The 19,680-nt window shown below is 62.9% G+C and carries 17 protein-coding genes; 6 read left to right on the plus strand and 11 right to left on the minus strand.

Going from position 1 to position 19,680, the window contains the following annotated elements; genetic code table 11:
* Together LJ738_RS19775 and LJ738_RS19780 are read left to right on the plus strand one after the other, a co-directional pair.
* Positions 1-285, plus strand: a 285-nt coding sequence (locus LJ738_RS19775) for a universal stress protein (protein ID WP_227788080.1), incomplete at its 5' end; no start/stop codon positions are given.
* A 159-nt stretch (positions 286-444) separates the two neighbouring features.
* On the plus strand, positions 445-852 hold the full coding sequence (locus LJ738_RS19780) for a spore germination protein GerW family protein (protein WP_227788081.1): 408 nt from the start codon (positions 445-447) through the stop codon (positions 850-852).
* Positions 853-927: 75 nt separating this feature from the next.
* Here the strand turns inward: LJ738_RS19780 and LJ738_RS19785 are convergent, their stop codons facing one another.
* The 8 genes from LJ738_RS19785 to LJ738_RS19820 all read right to left on the minus strand — a co-directional run bounded on the left by LJ738_RS19785 (position 928) and on the right by LJ738_RS19820 (position 10,504).
* Positions 928-1,965 (minus strand): AI-2E family transporter, encoded by a 1,038-nt coding sequence (locus LJ738_RS19785; protein ID WP_227788082.1) that lies wholly within the window; start codon positions 1,963-1,965, stop codon positions 928-930.
* Positions 1,966-2,002: 37 nt separating this feature from the next.
* Entirely contained in the window at positions 2,003-3,022 is a 1,020-nt protein-coding gene (locus LJ738_RS19790) for an MlaD family protein (protein WP_227788083.1), read from the minus strand.
* A 44-nt stretch (positions 3,023-3,066) separates the two neighbouring features.
* Positions 3,067-3,852 carry an ABC transporter ATP-binding protein gene (locus LJ738_RS19795; protein WP_410779929.1) on the minus strand — a complete coding sequence of 262 codons (786 nt, stop codon included), beginning with the start codon at positions 3,850-3,852 and terminating at the stop codon, positions 3,067-3,069.
* Between the two features lie 11 nt (positions 3,853-3,863).
* On the minus strand, positions 3,864-4,622 hold the full coding sequence (locus tag LJ738_RS19800; protein WP_227788084.1) for an MlaE family ABC transporter permease: 759 nt from the start codon (positions 4,620-4,622) through the stop codon (positions 3,864-3,866).
* A gap of 37 nt (positions 4,623-4,659) precedes the next feature.
* The gene (locus LJ738_RS19805; protein ID WP_227788085.1) at positions 4,660-5,559 is read right to left on the minus strand and encodes a universal stress protein; all 900 of its coding nucleotides are present in this window, start codon (positions 5,557-5,559) and stop codon (positions 4,660-4,662) included.
* A 108-nt stretch (positions 5,560-5,667) separates the two neighbouring features.
* On the minus strand, positions 5,668-7,125 hold the full coding sequence (locus tag LJ738_RS19810; RefSeq protein ID WP_227788086.1) for a BON domain-containing protein: 1,458 nt from the start codon (positions 7,123-7,125) through the stop codon (positions 5,668-5,670).
* Positions 7,126-7,178: 53 nt separating this feature from the next.
* The gene (gene ppsA / locus LJ738_RS19815) at positions 7,179-9,623 is read right to left on the minus strand and encodes a phosphoenolpyruvate synthase (protein WP_227788087.1); all 2,445 of its coding nucleotides are present in this window, start codon (positions 9,621-9,623) and stop codon (positions 7,179-7,181) included.
* Positions 9,624-9,685: 62 nt separating this feature from the next.
* Positions 9,686-10,504, minus strand: coding sequence for a universal stress protein (locus LJ738_RS19820; protein ID WP_227788088.1), 819 nt, complete (start codon positions 10,502-10,504; stop codon positions 9,686-9,688).
* 307 nt (positions 10,505-10,811) lie between these two features.
* Here LJ738_RS19820 and LJ738_RS19825 point away from each other — a divergent pair, with 307 nt between their 5' ends.
* Genes LJ738_RS19825 through hemF form a run of 3 tightly spaced genes read left to right on the plus strand, consistent with a single transcriptional unit; the run spans position 10,812 to position 13,533 of the window.
* Positions 10,812-11,537 carry a DUF1003 domain-containing protein gene (locus LJ738_RS19825; RefSeq protein WP_227788089.1) on the plus strand — a complete coding sequence of 242 codons (726 nt, stop codon included), beginning with the start codon at positions 10,812-10,814 and terminating at the stop codon, positions 11,535-11,537.
* Between the two features lie 23 nt (positions 11,538-11,560).
* A complete protein-coding gene (locus LJ738_RS19830; RefSeq protein ID WP_227788090.1) occupies positions 11,561-12,550 on the plus strand; it encodes a 2-hydroxyacid dehydrogenase in 990 nt (329 codons plus the stop codon).
* Positions 12,551-12,606: 56 nt separating this feature from the next.
* Positions 12,607-13,533: an oxygen-dependent coproporphyrinogen oxidase gene (gene hemF, locus LJ738_RS19835; RefSeq protein ID WP_227788091.1), complete on the plus strand. Its 927-nt coding sequence runs from the start codon at positions 12,607-12,609 to the stop codon at positions 13,531-13,533.
* A gap of 347 nt (positions 13,534-13,880) precedes the next feature.
* Here hemF and hemA read toward each other — a convergent pair whose 3' ends face one another.
* The 3 genes from hemA to LJ738_RS19850 form a co-directional block, all read right to left on the minus strand.
* The gene (gene hemA, locus LJ738_RS19840) at positions 13,881-15,137 is read right to left on the minus strand and encodes a glutamyl-tRNA reductase (RefSeq protein ID WP_227788092.1); all 1,257 of its coding nucleotides are present in this window, start codon (positions 15,135-15,137) and stop codon (positions 13,881-13,883) included.
* Positions 15,138-15,378: 241 nt separating this feature from the next.
* The gene (locus LJ738_RS19845) at positions 15,379-16,971 is read right to left on the minus strand and encodes an oleate hydratase (RefSeq protein ID WP_227788093.1); all 1,593 of its coding nucleotides are present in this window, start codon (positions 16,969-16,971) and stop codon (positions 15,379-15,381) included.
* A 59-nt stretch (positions 16,972-17,030) separates the two neighbouring features.
* Positions 17,031-18,479: a BON domain-containing protein gene (locus LJ738_RS19850; protein WP_227788094.1), complete on the minus strand. Its 1,449-nt coding sequence runs from the start codon at positions 18,477-18,479 to the stop codon at positions 17,031-17,033.
* Between the two features lie 348 nt (positions 18,480-18,827).
* On the opposite strand from LJ738_RS19850, the gene LJ738_RS19855 reads away from it, so the two are divergent.
* Complete coding sequence (locus tag LJ738_RS19855; RefSeq protein WP_227788095.1) at positions 18,828-19,562, plus strand: cupin domain-containing protein; 735 nt, start codon at positions 18,828-18,830, stop codon at positions 19,560-19,562.
* The last annotated feature ends 118 nt before the right edge of the window (positions 19,563-19,680 follow it).

Consider the following 19,680-nt stretch of genomic DNA (forward strand, 5'->3'; position numbering starts at 1 on the left):
GTGCACGTGAGCCCGGGCCGCGGCCCGGCCCCGCTCGACGCGGCCCTGCTGGCCGTCGGGCGCACCGGCCTGTTCGGCCCGCTGACGGGCAGCGACGTGTACGAGGTGCTGGAGGAGGCGCCGGCCGCGGGCGTGCTGCGGGCCTGCGCCGAGCTCGGGGCCGAGCTGCTGGTCGTGCCGGCCCGGCCGCACACGCTGCTCGGCGGCGTGTTCCACCGCTCCGTCACGGCCGAGCTGCTCCGCCGCTGCCCCATCCCCGTCCTCGTCCTGCCCACCATGCCCTAAGCCGAGCGGCGTGCCTTCCGAAATGGCTCAATTAAGCCTCGATACCATTTTGCCCAGCCACGCGGCCGAATAGCCCGGGAGCAACCCGCTGCCGGGCTATTCGGCCGCGTGCTATTATGTGCTATTAATTATCCACTCAATCTTTATTGCTCTATTGTTATGAATCCTAATGAAATAACCACCACCACTGCGCCCTCGCTTGCCGAGCGCCTGGCGCAAGTGCTCAGCCATTCCGTCCGGACCGAAGCCGTGTATGGCAATCCCGTGGAGCGAAACGGCGTCACGGTCATTCCCGTGGCCCGGGCCTATTATGGCTTTGGCGGGGGCAGCGGCACCAATGCCAAATCCGAAGCCGGTACGGGCGGGGGCGGCGGCGCTACCATCAACCCCGTGGGTTATATTGAAATGAAAGACGGGCGCACGAATTTCCGGCCAATCCGCAGCTCGGTGGTGCCGCTGGTGGCCGTGAGCGGCCTGGTAGCTTACATGCTGATGCGCAGCATGCCGCGGATGCGGGCGAGGCGGCGGATTGATAACGCCAACTGGGTAGGCGATGTAAGCGAGTAACCGTTTGAAGCGCTGTTGGTTGAGCTGACTAGGTTTGGCCAGCAGCGCCTCGGGTTGTTTAGCTCAATTTCAGCCTCACAAATCCAGGGGGCCGGCCGGATGCCGGGTGCGGTTTTCGCGCTCAAATACCTTCATCAATACCAGGAAGTAGGAGAGGAGCAGGGGGCCGAGCACCAGCCCCATGATGCCAAAAATCTCCACGCCCAGCACCACGCCGGCCAGGGTCACCAGCGGGTGAATATCGCCGATGCGCTTGGCCAGTACCATGCGCAGGAGGTTGTCGATGTTCATGACGATGATGACGCCGACGAGCAGAATGCCCACGCCCTGGCTGATGGCGCCCTGCGTAAACTTGAACAGCGCGGCCGGCCCCCACACCAGCGGCGTGCCCAGCACCGGCACGAAGGCCATAAAAAAGGCCACCACGCCCCAAAAAACGGCATCGGGCACGCTGAAAATCCAGAGGGTGAGGCCGGTGAGCACTGCCTGCACCAGCGATATCACGGCTTGGCCGATTACGTTGGCGTTTACGTTGTTGCGCAGCGATTCGCCCAGCTCGTCCACCGTGCCGTCGCGGAAGGGCAGGTAGCGGCGCAGGCTCCGCAAAAACCGCTCTTCCTCCATGAACATGAAGTACAGGGTGAACAGCATCAGCCCAATTACCACCGTGAAGTCCAGCAGGCCGGTGGCCAGCACCGGCAGCTGCCGGCTGAGCCAGGCCACGCCCTGCTGCACGAGGCTGCGGATGCTTTGCTCGTTGGTGAAGGTGTAGCCCGTGCGGCGCTCGATGGCGTGCAGCAGGCCCATTATCTGGCTGGTATCCTGGGCGTAGTGCCGAACGCGGTTCACGAGCAGCAGCGTGAGCGCCGTGAAGGGCAGGATGATGACCACCAGCGCAAATGTGAGCAGGGCCAGCGTCACGAGCTGGCGGTTCCAGCCGCGGCGGTGCACCAGGGCCTCAAACCAAGGCCGCAGCACCACAAACAGAATGCCGGCCCCCAAAAAGCCCGTTACGTAGCCGCCCAGCCCAAACAGAATCAAGCCTGCCAGCCCCAGCAGGCACGAAAGCAGCAGCAGGTGCTGCTGCTGGGGCGAGTAAATGTTTTCGGACATATAGGGGGGCGAAAGGGCAGGAAAGGGGCTGGGGTGGCTACTGCTTAGCGGCTTGGGCTTGTTTGTCGGGAGTGGGCTGCTTTTCGGCGGCTTGCTGCTGCTTGGCTTGCTTCCTCTTTTGGCGGCGGAAGTAGCCGCGCAGCAAGAAGTTATGCTGCAGCGCCTCCATGCTCTGGCTGAAGCCGGCCGTGCCCTGGGCCACGTTTTCCACGCTTTGCTTGAGCTGCCGGCTCACCGTAGAATCGGTCAGCAGGGTATTGAGCGGGCCCTTGGGGTTGCTTACCTGCCGCTTCAGGCTGGCCACGGTGCTGGCCAGGGTGTCGGAGGTCTTGGCCAGCTGGCGGGTGGCGTGGTGCATCTGGCCGGCAAAGGCCGTGTCGGTGAACAGGTACCCCGCCGCGCCGCGCCCCTGCCGGACGCCCCGCGTCAGCAGCTGCACGTCACGGGCCGAGGCCTGCAACAGGTCGGTGGTGGCGGCCACGTGGCTCATGCTGTGGCTGAAATTCCGGGCCAGCTGCTCGTCCTCGAGCAGGCTCCAGAGGGCTTTGCTGCGGTTGAGCCGGCGGGTCATCGCGCGCAAATCTTTGGTGATGCCCACCAGGTTTTTATTCGACACGTTGAGCGTGCCCAGCATGGCGTCGATACCCAGCGGGGATTTGGTGCGCAGGATGTCGCCGGCCACTACGGGCGGGGCCGGTTCGGGCGAGGCGTTCAGGTTGATGATGGTGTTGCCCACCAGGCCGTCGGTGCCGATGGAAGCAATGGCGTTTTTCTTCACATAGGGGCGCACATCGCGGTTCAGGTCCATGGCCACGCGCACGGTGCTGTCGTTGAGAATGCGGATGCGGCGCACGGTGCCCACGTTGATGCCGGCCAGGCGCACGTTGTTGCCGGTGAGTAGGCCCGACACGTTGCGGAAGTCGGCCTGCACCTGCAGCGACGAGCTGAACAGATTCTGCTTGCGCCCGAGCAGAAAGAGCGTGATGACCAAGCAGGCCAGCCCAACCAGCACAAACAAGCCCAGGCGGATATTATTAGCGGTGGTGGATTCGGTCATGGCCAAGGAAAATGAGGGCGAGCAAAGCCGGCAGCCGGCATGGCTCAGGCAAAAAACTCGTGGATTTTGGGGTCGTCGCGCTGCTCCAGCTCGTCGTAGGTGCCCTCGGCGTAGCAGCGGCCGTCTACCAGCAGGGCCACCCGGTCGGCGGTGAGGCGCACGCAGTTCATGTCGTGCGAGATTATCAGCGAAGAGGTGTTGTACTTGTGCTGCACTTCCCGGATAAGCTGGTCGATTTCGCGGGCCGTAATGGGGTCGAGGCCGGTGGTGGGCTCGTCGTAGAGAATGATTTCGGGCCGCAGGATGAGCGTGCGGGCCAGCGCGATGCGCTTGCGCATGCCGCCTGAAAGCTCCACGGGCATCATATTGGCGGTGTTGGCCAGCCCCACGTCGTCGAGGGCCTGGCACACCAGCTTTTCTTCTTCTTCGGCGCTGTGCTCCAGCCAGTGCCGCCGCAGCGGAAACAGCAGGTTTTCGCGCACCGTCATCGAGTCGTAGAGCGCATTGCTTTGGAACAGAAAGCCCACCCGGGCCCGCAGCTGGTCCATGGCCACGTGGTCCAGCGAGGCCACGTCCTGGCCCAGCACCGTGATGGTGCCTTCATCGTAGGGCAGCAGCCCAATAATGCACTTGATGAGCACGGACTTGCCCGAGCCGGACTTGCCGAGCACCACCACGTTTTCGCCCCGGCCCAGCGTGAGCGAGAAGTCGCGCAGCACGTGGTTGTCGCCGAAGGATTTGCTCACGTGGTCCACCGTCATCACCACTTCGCCGGGCTTGCCGGGCGCGGGCGGGGCGGGAGCGGGCTGCAGGGTAGGTTCTGGGGTCATAACCTGGGCAGTTAATTCAGGCCGAGCAGGCCGGTGATTTGCACGGCCAGCAAGTCGAGTATGAAGATAACCAAGGATGAGACCACTACCGCAGAGTTGGCCGCCTGACCCACGCCCTCGGTGCCTTTTTCAGAGTTATAGCCTTTGTAGCAGCCAATTACGCCGATGGCGAAGCCAAAGAAGAAGGTTTTGATGACGGCCGGCACCACATCGCCAAAGGCCAGACCCGTGAGGATGTTGTTGGTGAACAAGGCCATGGTGGTCACGCCTTTGAGGTTGATGCCGAGGTAGGAGGCGAAGAGGGCAATGGCATCGGCCATCACGGTGAGCACCGGCAGCATGAGCGTGGTGGCAATTACGCGCGTGGCCACCAGGTACTTAAAGGGGTTGGTGCCCGATACCTCCATGGCGTCAATCTGCTCGGTTACGCGCATGGAGCCCAGCTCGGCTCCAATGCTGGAGCCGATTTTGCCCGCAAAAATCAGGGCCGTGATGATGGGCCCCATCTCCCGGATGATGGTGAGCCCCACCATGGTCGGAATCCAGGATTCGGCCCCAAACTGGGCCATGGTGGGCCGGCTTTGCAGCGTGAGCACCATGCCCATAATAAAGCCGGTGATGCCCACCAGCGGCAGCGACTGGTAGCCAATAATGTAGCATTGCCGCAGCAGCTCCTGGATTTCGTAGCGCGGCCGGAACCCTTCGCTGAAAAAGCGACCCGCAAAGCGCGTCATCGCGCCGGTTTCGTCAAGCAGAGCAGTGTTACTCATGGGAAGAAAAAGAACTTGGGGGCCGGGCAGCGGAACGCTAAGACGCCACCTGGCCCACGTATTGGGTGGTGGCCTCCGCTTCGGAGGCCGTTAATTCCTGGGTGGGCAGTAGCAGCATGGGCACCGGGCACTCGTGGGCCACGTGCGCAATCACGCCGCAGTTGAACACGCTGCACACAAACGTGCGGGGCCGGGCAAAGAGAATGACGAGGTCGGCCTGCAAATCCAGGGCGGCCTGCACGAGGCCCAAGCTGGGCGGCTCGCGCTTCACCTTGTAGGTAGTGTAGCTGAGGGCCGGCAACAGCTCGGTGTGGCGCACCGCCGCTTGGGCCCGCGCCTGGCCGTTGTCGTCGGGGCCATCAGGGCCGTCGGGCGGGGCAACGTGCACCACGCAGTAGGTGGCGGGCCAACTGCGCAGCAGCGGCCCCAGCGCCTGGGAAGCGGCATTGAGCCGGAAGCCTTCGCCGTCGGCCGCCACGGCTACCATGGCGGGCAGGCCGGGGTTCTGCGCGGCGCATTCGGGCACCAGCAGCACGGGCAGGCCGGAGTCGCGCAGTACCGGCAGGGCCTGGTCGAGCAGCAGGGCGTCGAGCAGGTCGTGCTCCTCGTACAGGGCCATCACCAGGAGCTGCGGCTGCCGCTCGCTTATGAGCTCCCCCAGCACGTCGTGCAGGCTGCCGCGGCAGGCCGAAGTGGTGGCCGGGACCGGCAGCGTGCGCGCCAGTTCGGCGAGGGCCGCGTCGGCTTCCAGCTTTTCTTGGGTGTAGAAGTCTTCCGGAATCACCACCATGCCCATCTCTGGCGTGAATACGGGCTCCTGCTCCAGGTACAGCAAATGGAGCTGGCCGCCCACCGGAGCAGCGAGCAGCGCGGCCAGGTGCGCGGCCCGGTGGGCGGCCGGCGACAAATCCGTGAGCACGATAAAAGTCGGTTTCATAACGTAGGCGGAAAAAGCAAGTACACCAAGGGGTGCGGCTGGAAATACGCTTATGATTGCCTAATTTAATCAATTGAGCAATAATGGTTTTGCTGATTTTGCGCTCCCCTAATGCGGTGGTCCAAATTGAGCTAAAAGTTGATTGTCGACGGAGGTGGCGCCGCCTTCGTAGGCACTCAGGGCGGCATTTTCGCGGTCCAGCTCGGTGGCCACGGTGCCGGTGAGGGTGGCTACGCCTTTTTCCACGCGCACCTCCACCTCCTGGGTGTGCAGGTGAGCCGACCAGTTGAGCTGCTGCTGAATGCGGTGCTCGATGTCGGCATCGGAAGGCGAGCCGAACGTGGCGGCCTCGCCGCTGGCAATCAGGCTGCCGTAGTGGTCGCGGTCGGTGGTGGCGGTGGAGAGAATGCCTAGGCGATTTTCAATGGCCACAATGCCTTCGATGTTGGAAGCCACTTCCTCGGCGTGCGTTTTCTCGAAATGCGAATCCACCTTGCCGCGCAGAATAACCCGGCGATTGATAACGGCGACTTCCAGCGGCGCCTGCTTCAGGTAAGGGTCGCGCAGGAATGCGTCCTTGATGCTTTGCTGCAGCTTGGGGTCTTCCACGTGGATGTTGGGCCGCACATGCAGGGCGTTGTGCACGTGCCGTACGCCCACCACGCCGCGGGCGTCGTTTTCGGCGGCCCGCCGGCCGGCCAGGCTGCTCACCAGGCCCGAAAGCGTGACCCGGCCGCCGCTCACCTTCACGTCCACCTTGTCGGCGTGCAGGCGCGGGTTGTAGCCCAGGCGGGTCTCGATGGCCTGCTGAATGTCTTCGTCGGGCTTGGCGGTGTACTTGTCCTGGTGCAGGTCGTGGCAGCTCGCGTCGTGCGCCACCGCCAGGTCCTTGGCCTCGACCCGCAAGGCGCCCGCCATCCAGGCCGTGGTAATGGCCCGCCGGCGCTCGGCCGCGCTGCCCACCTTGCCGCGCAGCTCCACCACGCCATTGTCCTGGGTGTTCACCTGAATCATGGCGTGCCAGATGCGGTGGTCCCAGGCCAGCAGGTGCTCAATGGCGGCCGTGAGCTCGGCAGCGGACTTGTCCGGGTGCCGCTCGCCAGATGGGTAGCTCAGCCGGTCTTCCACGTCGCACACGCCGCGCACGCCCTTGGCCACGCGCAGCACCTGCTGTTTTTCGGCCCAGGAGCGCACCTGGCCCAGCAGCATGACTTTGCCATCGCGCGCCGTGCAGCTGATTTCGGACTGGTGGGCGACGGCATTGCGCAGCAGGGCTTCCTCCACGTCGCGGCGCAGGGCGGCATCGGGCACGTCGCTGCCGCACACAGAGAGGGAGTTCGCCACGTCGCACACGCCACGCACGGTACTCGCAATTTCCTCGGCGCGCTCGCGCATGTGCATGCAGTCGACGTGGCCCGTGAGCATGACCGTGCCCTCGTGCGTGGCCACATCGATGAGGTGGGAGGCGACTCCCTGCTTGCTGGCCAGCAAAAATTCCACAGCGGCCGAAATGTCGCTGTCAGACAGGGCCTTTTCTGTTTCCAAGTGGGTTTCTTGCGAGTTCATTGCCTTGGGAATTGTCAGACAATTAGTTACGGCAGGGCCTTAAGGCCCACGCTTTACACCGACACCGCCTTTTGGCTCTCAGCGGGCTCTCGCTCCTGGGGCGGCGGGCCGGCCAGGGCCTGCTCGGCCGCCACCATGTTGGCCATGCCGTTGAGCAGGGCGTCGGCGGTGAAGGAGATGCTGCTGATGCCCTGCTCCACCAGGAAGCGGGCAAATTCCGGGTAGTCGCTCGGGGCCTGGCCGCACAGCCCAATGGGCCGGCCGCAGGCTCTGGCCGTGCTGATGACCTGCGCCAGCAGCCGCGTGACGGCCTCGTTGCGCTCGTCGAACAAGCCGCTCACGATGGCCGAGTCCCGGTCGAGCCCCAGGGTGAGCTGCGTGAGGTCGTTGGAGCCAATGGAGAAGCCATCGAACACCTCGGCAAACTCCTGGGCCAGGATGACGTTGCTGGGAATTTCGGCCATTACGTAGACTTCCAGTCCCTGCTCGCCGCGCTTCAGGCCAAACTCGTCCATCAGGGCCACCACCTGCTGGCCCTCGGCCACGGTGCGGCAGAAGGGCACCATCACCTTCACGTTGGTCAGGCCCATGCTCAGGCGCACGCGCTTCAGGGCCTCGCACTCCAGCCGGAAGCCCTCGCGGTACTGCGGGCTGTAGTAGCGGGAGGCCCCCCGGAAGCCCAGCATGGGGTTTTCCTCGTCGGGCTCAAACTGGCGCCCCCCAATCAGGTTGGCGTACTCGTTGGTTTTGAAGTCGCTCAGCCGCACTATCACCTCGCGCGGGTAAAAGGCCGCCGCCACAAACCCAATGGCCTGCGAGAGCTGGTCGATGAAGTACTCGGGCTTGGTGTCGTAGCGGGCGGTGAGCGCCGTGATGGTTTCGCGGGCTTTCTGGTCGGTGAGCTGGTCGAAGGCCACCAGCGCCATGGGGTGAATGCGGATGGCGTTGTTGATGACGAACTCCATGCGCATCAGCCCCACGCCCTGGCTGGGGTAGCGCGCCAGGTGCAGCGCCCGGTCGGGGTCGGCGAGGATGAGCAGGGGCTTGGTATGCGGCACGGCCACATGCTCCAGGTCGATGTCGGTCACCTTCCAGGGCAGCGCACCGTCGTAAATCTGACCTTCGTCGCCCTCGGCGCACGACACGGTGATGAGCTGCCCGTCCTGGATTTTTTCGGTGGCATCGAGCGTGCCCACCACGGCCGAGAGGCCCAGCTCCCGCGCCACAATGGCTGCGTGGCTGGTGCGCCCGCCCTTGTTGGTTACTATTACGGCGGCTTTGCGCAGCACCGTGTTCCAGTCGGGGCTGGTGATGTCGGTGACGAGGATGTCGCCCTGCTGCAGGCGGTGGCCGTCGGCGGGCGAGCCGAGGATGCGGGCCACGCCGGTGGCAATCTGGTTGCCCACGGCCTTGCCCTTGGCCAGCACCTTGCCTTTCTGGGTGAGGTGGTACTCGTGCAGGAGCAGGGTGCGGCGGCCGTGGTGAATGGTTTCGGGCCGGGCCTGCACGATGTACAGCTCGTTGTTCAGCCCGTCTTTGGCCCATTCGATGTCCATGGGCATGCCGTAGTGCTCCTCAATGCGCAGGCACCACAGCCCCAGCAGCTCGGCTTCGGCATTGGTGAGCACAAAGGTTTCGCGGCGCTCCTGCGGGGTGTCGGTATTCTTAATGCCCGCCACTTGGGTGTCAGACTGCGCATAGTGCATGGTCTTTGCCTTGTCGCCGAGCTTGCGGGTCACCAGCGCCCGTTTGCCTTGGCGCAGCGCGGGCTTGAAGAGGTAGAACTCGTCGGGGTTCACGGCACCTTGCACCACGTTTTCGCCCAGGCCCCAGCTGCCGGTCACGTATATCAGGTTCTCGTGTCCGGTTTCGGGCTCGATGGTGAAGGCCACGCCAGCCGAAGCCAGGTCCGAGCGTACCATTGTTTGCACGCCCACCGACAGGGCCACCTGCAAGTGGTTGAAGCCGTTCTGGATGCGGTACTTGATGGCCCGGTCGTTGAACAGCGACACCAGGCACTCCTGGCAGGCGTGCAGCACGGCCTCCGCGCCGCGCACGTTTAGGAAGGAGTCGTGCTGGCCGGCAAAGCTGGCGGTGGGCAGGTCCTCGGCCGTGGCGCTGCTGCGCACGGCCACCTGAATTTCGTGGGTGTATTCATGGCACAATTGCCAGTAGGCATCGGCCACTTCGTCGGCCACTACCTGGGGCAGGCTGGCGGCGCGCAGCATGGCCCGCGCCTGGGTGCCTACTTCGTGCAGATTGCTGAATTCCTGCTCGTCCACGGTGGCAAGCAGGGCCGTGAGGGGCTCGCGCAGGTGGTTTTCGTCCAAGAACAGCCAGTACGCGGCCGCCGTGGTGGCAAACCCATCGGGCACGTTGATGCCCTGCGCGCTCAAGCGGTTGAACAGCTCTCCCAGAGAGGCATTTTTTCCGCCAACCAGGGCCACCTTGTCATTGGACAGTTCGCGGAAGAATAGGGTGTAGGCTCCTCGTGACATGGCTGGATGAGTTAAGTTGGATTAGCGCCAATGCGCAAGCATCATTTGCGGGTTGAGCTGCATTATTGAGCTGGCATGATGAGCACGGGCAGGGCACTGTGCAGCAACACCTTGGCCGTGACACTCTGGTGGAAAAGCTGGCTCAGGAAGCTTCGGGGCCGGGCAATGAGCACCACCAGGTCGTAGTCGCCGGGCTGAACGGCGGCCAGAATGCCTTCGGCGGGGTTAGAATTCACCACCATGAGGCTTTGCATGGGCGGCAGGCCTTCGGCCAGGCCCGCGCGCCGCACCGACTCCAGCGCCAACGGGGCAAAATCCTCGCTGTTGGCTTCGGACTGCACATGTAGCACCGTGATTTCGGCCCTTAGGGTTTTGAACATGGCCTGGATGGGGCTGCTGAACTTGCCCAGGGCAAACGGCTCTCCGTCTTCGGCCAGCAACACCCGGCGGGGCGGGGCGGTGCTCACCACGCTGTGGGGCACCACCAGCATGGGGTAGGGAGCTATCCGCAGGATGTCGAGGCAGGTGGTGTGCACCAGCTCGTCGGGCTCGTCGGAATAGTCGGGCCGCCCGAGTACAATTAGGGTGGGGTGGTGGCGCGCGGCGGCGTCGGAGGCGGCCACGGCCACCCGGCCGTGGCCCACTTCGGCCACCACGGGCACCGCCAGGCCGCGGGTTACACTGTTGAGGGCTAGTCCAATGGCTTCCTTGCTCAGATTCGAGAGCCGGCCGGTGAACAGTTCCGGGTCGAGGATGGAATCGCGCCGCACATGCAATAGCACCAGGCGCGCACCCAGCGGCTCGGCTAAGTTGGTGGCGTAGTCGAGGGCGCGGTTGGCGGCCTGGAAAAAGTCCGTCAGGACCAGCAGCGAGGGAGTCATACGGGATGCCGTGAGGGTTTGCATGCAGCCGCAATTTCTACTACTCCGAGGCCAGCCCCCATGCGAAAAATCAAAGTTTCAATTGATTTCTATCATGCCGTTGGCTTCCCCAATTGGCCCACCTTTGCCACGCTGAAGGCCTTGGCAGTTCGCGGGCCATTGTTGCTTTTTTCCGCTCAGATTTCAGCCCAATTTCCATGCTGCCGCCCCATGTCCGCCGCACGGTGCGAAAGCCCCTACGCTACGGTTGCTGCCCAGCTCATATGTTGCGTTAACTATGGCATCATGAAGCGCTTACTTCATTATAATGTCTGAACGCCTGCTTTCCCCCACCTTCATCAGCAGCTGCTCCGGGCAGGAGTTTCCGGTGAGCGAGCGGGTGAGCGGCCGCACGCTGCGGCCGGCGTTGCTCCAGCTCATTCAGCAGGACAATCCCAAATTCACGGCGGATGGTTCGCTGGCGATGTCGGAGCTCAACCAGTACCGCCGCAAGTACATTCAGAGCTACCTGCTGCGCGAAGTGGGTGAGCTCAACGACCTCGAGCAAACCGTGCTCGACCACCTGCAGAACGACCACACCATCACCGATAAGCTCGAAGAAGAGCAGGTGCCCCTCACGCTGGGGCAGCGCCTGGCCGACCGTATAGCGGCCTTTGGCGGCAGCTGGACCTTTATCAGCATATTCTTTGGAGTGCTCCTGTTTTGGATTGTGTGCAACACCCTGGTGCTGGCCCACCGGGCGTTCGACCCTTACCCGTTCATTCTGCTCAACCTTATCCTCTCGTGCATTGCGGCCCTGCAGGCCCCGGTAATCATGATGAGCCAAAACCGGCAGGAAGACAAAGACCGCCAGCGGGCCAAGAAAGACTACATGATTAACCTGAAGTCGGAGCTGGAGATTCGCATGCTGCACGAAAAGCTGGACCACCTGATTATGCACCAGCAGCAGGACTTATTGGAAATCCAACGTATTCAGGTAGAAATGATGAACGACATCATGGCCCGGATTGAGAAAAACCGCATACCCGCCTAAAACACCCCCAATTTCCCTTTTCTATGCAGATTACTGTATTCAGCGCCTACGCTCACGAGCAACCTTACTTGACCCGCGCCGCGCAGGGCCAGCACGAGCTGCACTTCGTGGTCGCGCCGCTGGGCCTCGATACGGTGGCCCAAGCGCAAGGCAGCCAGGCCGTGGCCATCTTCGCCAACGACGATGCCTCGGCGCCGGTGCTCGAGCGCCTCGCGGCGATGGGGGTGCGCGGGGTGGCCGTGCGCGCCGCCGGCCACGACCAGGTAGACCTGGCCGCGGCCCACCGGCTGGGCCTGCGGGTGGCCAATGCCCCCGATTACTCGCCCTATGCCGTGGCCGAACACGCTGTAACGCTGATGCTGGCCCTCAACCGCCGGCTGCGGCAGGCCGACCAGCAGCTGCGGACCTACGACTTCCGGCTGAGCAACCTTGTGGGCTTCGACATGCACGGCAAAACGGTGGGAATCATCGGGTGCGGGCGCATTGGGGGCGTGTTGGCCCGCATTCTGCACGGCTTCGGCTGCCGCCCGCTGGCCTACGACGTCAAGACCAACGACGAGCTGCGCCAGCGCTACGACTTGAGCTATGTGCCGCTGGAACAGCTCTGTGCCGAATCCGACATCATCAGCGTGCATGCGCCCCTGAACGAGCACACCCGCCACCTCATCGATGCCGACTTGCTGGCGAAGATGAAGCCGGGCGCCATGCTCATCAACACCGGGCGGGGTGCCGTTATCGACACCGAGGCCACCCTGGCCGCGCTCCAATCGGGCCACCTGGGCTACCTGGGTATCGACGTGTACGAGCACGAAAAAGGGCTGTACTTCAATGACCACACGCTCTCGCCCAGGGCCGACCAGCTGTTTGCCGCCCTGCTTGCCCACCCCAATGCCCTCATTACCGGCCACCAGGCCTTCCTGACCCGGGAAGCACTGAGCAACATTGCCGACGCCACCATGGCTTCCGTCACGAGGTGGGAGCACAACGAGCCTTCCACCTGCGAGCTGGTGTAGGCCGTTGGCCCAGCTCAATCAGCTCAATTTTCTTTCTTTACTTCCCTTCTTTACCCATGCAAATCGATTCCGCCACTGCCACCATTTCCCCCGCTCGTACCACTGTAGCGGCCTCCATGCGCCGGTTTCAGGACTGGTTGTGCCAGCAGCTTGAAACCGCCGACGGTAGCGCCACTTTCACCGAAGATGCGTGGGCGCACGAAGGCGGCGGAGGCGGCCGCACCCGCGTCATCGCCAATGGCGCCGTGCTGGAGAAAGGCGGGGTGAACTTCTCGGCCGTGTGGGGCCGGATGAGCGAGGCCGCGGCCCGCCAGCTGCTCATGCCCGACCCCAGCTACTTTGCCACCGGCGTATCGGTGGTGCAGCACCCGCGCAGCCCCATGGTGCCCATCTCGCACATGAACATCCGCTACTTCGAAGCCGGCAACGGCGAGGCCTGGTTTGGCGGCGGGCTCGACCTGACCCCGATTTACGTGGATGAGGCGCAGGCGCGCTGGTTTCACGAGCAGATTCGGGCCGTGTGCGACGACCACAACCCCGCGTACTACGCCCGGTTTAAGGCCTGGGCCGACGAGTACTTTTACCTGCCCCACCGGCAGGAAACGCGCGGCGTGGGCGGCATCTTCTTCGACCGCCTCACGGTGGGGAAAGACGGCGACTTCGACGAGCTGCTGCCCTTTGTGCAGGCCGTGGGCGAGGTGTACGGCCGCACCTACACCGCCCTCATGCAGGAAAACCGCGACCGGCCCTACGCCGCCCGCGAAAAGCAGTGGCAGCAAGTGCGCCGCGGCCGCTACGCCGAGTTCAACCTGGCCATTGACCGCGGCACCCGCTTCGGCCTCGAAACCGGCGGCCGCACCGAATCCATCCTGATGAGCCTGCCGCCGCAAGCCGAATGGCACTACAACCTGGTGCCGGAAGCCGGCTCGCCGGAGGCCGCTACCCAGGCCTGGCTCCGCAAAGACGTAGCGTGGGCCGTGTAATTCAGCTCAATTTGTAGCCGCACCGGTCGGTGAACACCAAAAAAGCGCAGACTGTAAAGTCTGCGCTTTTTTGCTTCTAAGTACTCACGAACAATTAAGCGTTTAGAAAAAGGCCGTCATGCAGAGTGCAGCGAAGCATCTTTACCGCGCCTCTTGTCATGCTGAGCAGAGCGAAGCATCTTATTAGGTAAGCACGGTTCGTTCAGCCGTGATAAGATGCTTCCTTCGTCAGCATGACAGACGATTGGATTACTACTGAGGTAAAGATGCTTTGCTGCGCTCTGCATGACCGTTCGGTTACGTGTGCACGACAACGACTACTTAGCGAAAGGCTCGGAGTTATTGAGTCATCCTTCCAGCGCAAAAAGCTCCGTGAGCACGGCCACCAATTGGTCGGCTTCGCCGCGCTGGCAGGCGGCTTTGAGCTGTAGTACCGGCAGCTTCAGGAATTTCTGCGTCAGGGCTTTGGTCGCGTCGTCGAGGCGGCGGGATTCTTCGCCGCTGATGTTTTTGCCAAAGCGGCCCAGTTCCTGCTGCCGCATTTGCTCCAGCGAATTCTTGAGCTGCTGAATGGCCGGTGACACGCGCAGGTCGCGGCTCCAGCTGGCCAGGGTGTCGAGGCTTTCGGCAATGATGGCGCGCACCTGCGGCACTGCGGCCATGCGGCGGGCCAGGGCCTCGGAGGCTTTGCTCTGGATGGCATCAATGTTATACACCAGCACGCCGGGTACGCTTTCGGCTGCTTCCTCGATGCTGCGCGGCACCGATAAGTCGATGAAGAACTTCGGGCTCAGAATGGCCAGGCCCGATACCAGCTCGTGCGTGAAAAACGGGGTGGGCATATTCAGCGAGGAGATGACCACATCGGCCGCTTCCAGGCCGGTGGCCAGGTCGGCAAAGTCGAGCACTTGCAGGCCGCACTCGGCTGATATGGCCAGGGCAGTGGAGGCCGTGCGGTTGCAGACGGTGACTTCGGCGAAGTGCTTGCTTTTGGCAAAATGCCGGCAGATATCGGCCCCAATCTCGCCCAGGCCCACAATGAGCACCCGCGGCAGGGGCACGTCGGCAGTCAGCTCCTGCACCAGCTCCAGGGTGGCGTAGGAGGTAGAAGCGGCGCCGTCGCGGAAGGAGGTTTCCTGCTGCACGCGCTTGTTGGCGGCAAGCACCGTGTGCAGCAGCCGGTGCAGAAACGGCCCGGCAGCCTGCGCCTCTGCCGACCGCTGATAGGCCTTCTTCACTTGGTTGCTAATCTGCATGTCGCCCACTACCTGGGCATCGAGGCCAAGGGCCACTTCAAACAGGTGTTGCACGGCAGCCGGGGCCGAATTAAGCACCGTGAAATAGGCGGAGTAGCGAGCGGCATCGGCCACGCCAGTCACCTGCGCCAGGGCCCCGAGAATGGCCGTGCTTTCCTCATCCTCGGCCGAGTAGTACACCTCCGTGCGGTTGCAGGTGCTGAGCACCAGCACGTCCGTCAGAAAAAGCTCGTGCTGGAGCACGTTCAGCAGCTGGCCGCAAGCGGCCTCGTTGAGGGCCAGCAGCTCCCGAATGGCCACGGGAGCTTTCTTATAAGTAAGACTAACGGCCTTGAAGGGGTGGGTCATAAGAACAAGCAGGAGGCAGGCAGATGCAATCCGGCTGGGCACGTAGCGCAACGCGGGAAGCTCTGCAAAATCGGTGGGCTGAGGTAAGGTATTTACAGCCTCAAAATTCCGCCAGCGCACCAGCTCATCTCATGAGTAGCCTCAAGCGCCCGCTTGATTGTTATCATCCTTCCATGGTAATATCCGAACCGGCCATTATTGGACTGCTCCTCTGTTTGGCTCGAACCCTAGGTGCGGCAGTTTACCGGTTTATGGCCTTCATGGCGTTGTACACCACTTTTATCTCGTGCTGGCCTTTGTAGACGGCGGGTGGGCTCAGGTCAAGCTTCAGCAATTGATAAACCGCCATTTGGGCCGAGCGCACGGAGTATTCCACGGTGAACACGGCATCGTCGGGGATTTCGGTGAACTGGCCCATGAAGGCAAAGTTGGTCGAGCCTTCGGGCACCACCTGGGGCCGGTCGCCGGGCGCGCGGGTCAGGAAAGGGCTGGTGATGTAGGGCAGCATGCACGGAATGCAGTTGGCAGCCTCCACGATGGCCGGCAGCTGGGCCGAAAACTGCAGGTGGCTGACCAGCTCGGTGAGGATTTCCTCGCCGGTGCACTCGCTCATTTTCTTCTTCACGTAGTTGCCCACCCGGTCCGGGTACAGCCCAAAGCCCCAGAACACGGTGACGTCGGCCGGCTGGTTGAGGAAGTGGGGCTGGTAGGGTAGGGCCACCGACAGCATCCAGCTCGAATCGACGAGCGAAACCAGGGCCCCGGTTCCGGCCCGGTTGCCGGAGAATTGAGCCATCAAATCGAAGAACAGCGTGCCTTTGCTCGTTACCGTAAACGACTCCCAGGTAGATTCCTCGCTGCGCCCATCGAACACGTGGGGCCGCCCGAAATCTGGGTATTTGCGGGCCAGCTTGCGCCACAAGGCCCAGGAGCCGTCCACCTTGGCGGGGTTGAGCCGCGGGGCCGTCGTCATGGAGCCCAGCGTGGAGTTGGCGGCCATCGAGCCGTTGGTCATCAGCACCAGGTCGTGGGGCTGCACGGTCTGGGTTTCGGGCAGGTTGTGGCGAGTGTAGCGAATGGCAATGGCCGTTTTGGTGTCCACCAGCGGGTTAAATTCGATGTCCGTTACCTGGCAGCCCATGCGGAAGTCCACGCCCTGCCCGCGCAGCCAGGTCATCATGGGCAGCACCACCGAGTCATACTGGTTGTAGGGTGTGCGGTCGGCGCCGGCCAGGGTGCCCAGGCGCGGAAACTCGTGCAGGAAGCGCAGCAGGTAGCGCTTGAACTCGACGAGGCTGTGCCAGGGCTGGAAGGAAAACATGGTGGACCACATGTACCAGAAGTTGGTCCGGAAAAAGCCCGGCTTGAACCACTCGTTAATGCGCTTGGTGCCGAGCTGCTCTTCCGGCATGCCCATGAGCTCCACCAGCTCCACGCGGTCGGGCTCGGTGAAGCCCAGGCTGGTGGCATCGAGAATGTAGCCGCCGCTATTCACCAGACGGGCCTGGGCCGAGGACCGTATCTGCCGGTCAAATTCGGTGATGTCGTCGTAGGCCGACTTGCCCTTGTGCTCCAGCGAGGGAATGCTCGAAAGCACGTCGTAGGTGCAGAAATACGAAAAGTTGAGCATGCGGCCGCCGCGCAGCACGTAGCCTTTCTCGGCCTGCCCGGCGGCGTCGAGGCTGCCGCCCAGTACTTCTGATTCTTCGAAAATGTGGATGTTGGGGCCCGGCACTTTGCCGTCGCGAATGAGGAAGACGGCGGCCGCAAAGGAGGCAATGCCCCCGCCCACAAGGTAGGCCTGGATGGCACCCGGGGGAGTAAACTTGACCATGACTAAGGTGCAGAAAAGAGGAGGGTAGCGCCACCCGGCCCAGGCCTTGAAACCGGGCCCTAGGTGGCCGGCCGCAAGTTCAGGTGGTTGTTCACTTCGACGGCGCCGCAGGCGTGGGCTTCGGCGGCCGCCTGGCGGCGCTCAAGGGCCGAGTCGACGGTGCCGGTGAGCGTGACGCGGCCATCGTGCACGCTCACGCTGATGTCCTGGTCGTGCAGCTGCGCCGACCAGTAGAAGTGGGTGCGAATTCGGTCCTTCAGCACGTCGTCGGGCTCGAGATGGCCCAGCGACTCGGGCGCCGTTATCACGGTGTCGGATGGGAGCGGGGGCTCCGGCAAATCATCTTCACCGTCGTGGAGCACCACATGGTTCACCACCTCCGCCACGTGGTTTACGCCGGCCACTATTTCTGCTGCCCGCTCCTGCTCGAAGTGCGACCCCACGGTGCCGTAGAGGTCCACTTTGCCTTCGCTCACGGTCAGGGTGAAGGGGTAGCGGCTCAAGTAGACGTCGTTGGCCAGGGCCACCTGGGCGTGCTCCTGAATGATGGAATCGGGGGAGGGGTGCAGGTGCTGCACCTGCAGCAGGTTGTGCACGGTGCCCACGCCCACCACATTGGCGGCGTCCTGCCCCGCGGCGTCGCGGGCGCGCAGGTTGCCGATGGTGCCCAGCAGCGTGGCCACGCCATTGTGCACGTGCACTTCCAGCGGCTGCTCGTCCACGCGCGGGTCAAAGCGCAGCGCATCCAGGATGGCCTGCGTGACATCGGCATCGGCCTTGGGCTGGTTTTTCTCGCTGCGCAACTCTTTGTCCAGGGCCCAGCTCGCTACTTGCAGCTCACTGGCGTCTACTCGGGTTGCGCCAGCCACGTAGGCGGTGGCCACGGCCTGGTCGTGCTCGGCGGCGGTGCCCACCGTGCCGGAGAGGTGCACCTCGCCTTTGGTGGTGCGCACGTGCACCAGGTCGCTCTTCACGCGGATGTCCCATTCCAGCAGCTCCTGGATGAGGGCGGTGATGTCCTGGTCCGATTTCGGCAGGCTGGCCCCGCGCACGGTGAGGCGGTTGTTGAGCTGGCGCACGCCCGGCACGCCCTTGAGCACTTGCAGCACCAGCTGCTCTTCGGCCCAGGACTGCAGCGTGCCTTCCACCATCACCTGGCCGTCGTGGGTGTGGCAGCACACTTTGTAGCCGCGCGTGGCCGGGTCCTGCATCAGGGCAATTTCTACCCGGCACAGCAGCTCGGCGTTGGGCAAGTCGGCGGTGTGCACGCTGATTTCATTAATCACGCCCCGCACCCCGCGCACGGCTTTGGCCAAATCCTCGGCCCGCTGGCGCGAGAGCAGGCTGTCGGTGAGCCCGGTCAGTTCCACAATGCCTTCCCGGCAAGTGACTTCCAGCAGGTTGGCCTGCACGCCTTTCTTTAGCTTGAAAAGCCGCTCAACGGCCTGCATGATATCGCTGTCGGCCAGCCGTTCTTCCACAGCCAGGGGAGCAGGTTGCGTACGCATGGGAAGGGGGAAGTAAAGCGAGCAGATAGGGCCAGAAATACCGAGTGCCTGGCCGTGGCCCAAAGAGAAAGCCTGCTTGAGCCGAATAGGAATTTATCCTAGCTAAGCTGTTGACTGACAGGGTTATTTATCGTCTGTCAAATGAGCTTATTTACTACTTCAAAGGTGAGATTTTCGGGCTTTTCAATTAATGACACCAATCACACAGACGCTTGATTTCTGTCATGGCAGCAGAATCAACAAAAGCCCAACTTCGACTTTTCATTGCAGGTGCCAGGCGAACCACGCTTATCCAAAATGTTGGGCTAACTGCAGCACAAGCCCCTATTCAAATTTGCCATGGACCCCATGAATACCGTTACGGAGGTGTTAAACCATTTGAAAAGCAAAGGCTACACCGTCGATTTCAATCTCGCCGAAGGCTACCTGGTAGACCCGAACAACGACCTGCGGGTGCACCCCGATGATTTCGAAGTAGACCATCATTACCGCTTCGAAGGCATTTCGGACCCCGACGACGAAGCCATTGTGTATGCTATTTCCTCGCCCAAGCACGGCGTAAAGGGCACATTGGTGAATGGCTACGGAATTTACAGCGAGGAAACGGCCGATGCCATGGTCCGGACCTTGGCAGAAAAAGCCCAGCGAAGCGCCATGCAAAGCCGCGAAACCGCAACGGCCGAAAAGGTCAACGTTGCCACGCCGCAACGCCCCGAAGGCACGCGCTACCTGGATGCGCCCATGGTGACGATGGACCTGCTGGCCCTGCGCAAACAGATAAAGGAGGAGCCGGCCTGGCACACCAGCGACCGCAACTCCATTACGCTGCTCAAAAGCGAAGGCCTGCGCATCCTGCTCCTCGCCCTGCAGCCCGGCGCGCAGCTCAAGGAGCACACGGCCCCCGGCCCCATTTCCGTGCAGGTGGTGGAGGGGCACGTCACCTTCCACACCGAGCAGCAAACCGCCGAGCTAACCGAGGGCCAGATGGTGTCGCTGCACGCCGGCATTCCGCACAGCGTCACGGCCCGGGAAGAATCAGTTTTTCTGCTCACCATTGCGACGCCACTCGGCAAGAACCGGTAGTCGACACGCCTTTAAACTTCGCTCATTAGCTATGGAACTCACTGCCCCACAAGCCCGCGACAGTTTTTCCCGGTGGTTCTTCATGGCCACCCTGATTATCCTGGCTGCCTTGATGATT

It is taken from the genome of Hymenobacter plasmatis, assembly GCF_020711255.1.
GTDB lineage: Bacteria > Bacteroidota > Bacteroidia > Cytophagales > Hymenobacteraceae > Hymenobacter.

Bases quoted from the DNA above. Each gene is read 5' to 3' on its own strand.
- LJ738_RS19780 (WP_227788081.1), top strand. From the start codon at position 445: ATGAATCCTAATGAAATAACCACCACCACTGCGCCCTCGCTTGCCGAG.
- LJ738_RS19785 (WP_227788082.1), bottom strand. From the start codon at position 1,965: ATGTCCGAAAACATTTACTCGCCCCAGCAGCAGCACCTGCTGCTGCTT.
- LJ738_RS19790 (WP_227788083.1), bottom strand. From the start codon at position 3,022: ATGACCGAATCCACCACCGCTAATAATATCCGCCTGGGCTTGTTTGTG.
- LJ738_RS19795 (WP_410779929.1), bottom strand. From the start codon at position 3,852: ATGACCCCAGAACCTACCCTGCAGCCCGCTCCCGCCCCGCCCGCGCCC.
- LJ738_RS19800 (WP_227788084.1), bottom strand. From the start codon at position 4,622: ATGAGTAACACTGCTCTGCTTGACGAAACCGGCGCGATGACGCGCTTT.
- LJ738_RS19805 (WP_227788085.1), bottom strand. From the start codon at position 5,559: ATGAAACCGACTTTTATCGTGCTCACGGATTTGTCGCCGGCCGCCCAC.
- LJ738_RS19810 (WP_227788086.1), bottom strand. From the start codon at position 7,125: ATGAACTCGCAAGAAACCCACTTGGAAACAGAAAAGGCCCTGTCTGAC.
- ppsA (WP_227788087.1), bottom strand. From the start codon at position 9,623: ATGTCACGAGGAGCCTACACCCTATTCTTCCGCGAACTGTCCAATGAC.
- LJ738_RS19820 (WP_227788088.1), bottom strand. From the start codon at position 10,504: ATGACTCCCTCGCTGCTGGTCCTGACGGACTTTTTCCAGGCCGCCAAC.
- LJ738_RS19825 (WP_227788089.1), top strand. From the start codon at position 10,812: ATGTCTGAACGCCTGCTTTCCCCCACCTTCATCAGCAGCTGCTCCGGG.
- LJ738_RS19830 (WP_227788090.1), top strand. From the start codon at position 11,561: ATGCAGATTACTGTATTCAGCGCCTACGCTCACGAGCAACCTTACTTG.
- hemF (WP_227788091.1), top strand. From the start codon at position 12,607: ATGCAAATCGATTCCGCCACTGCCACCATTTCCCCCGCTCGTACCACT.
- hemA (WP_227788092.1), bottom strand. From the start codon at position 15,137: ATGACCCACCCCTTCAAGGCCGTTAGTCTTACTTATAAGAAAGCTCCC.
- LJ738_RS19845 (WP_227788093.1), bottom strand. From the start codon at position 16,971: ATGGTCAAGTTTACTCCCCCGGGTGCCATCCAGGCCTACCTTGTGGGC.
- LJ738_RS19850 (WP_227788094.1), bottom strand. From the start codon at position 18,479: ATGCGTACGCAACCTGCTCCCCTGGCTGTGGAAGAACGGCTGGCCGAC.
- LJ738_RS19855 (WP_227788095.1), top strand. From the start codon at position 18,828: ATGAATACCGTTACGGAGGTGTTAAACCATTTGAAAAGCAAAGGCTAC.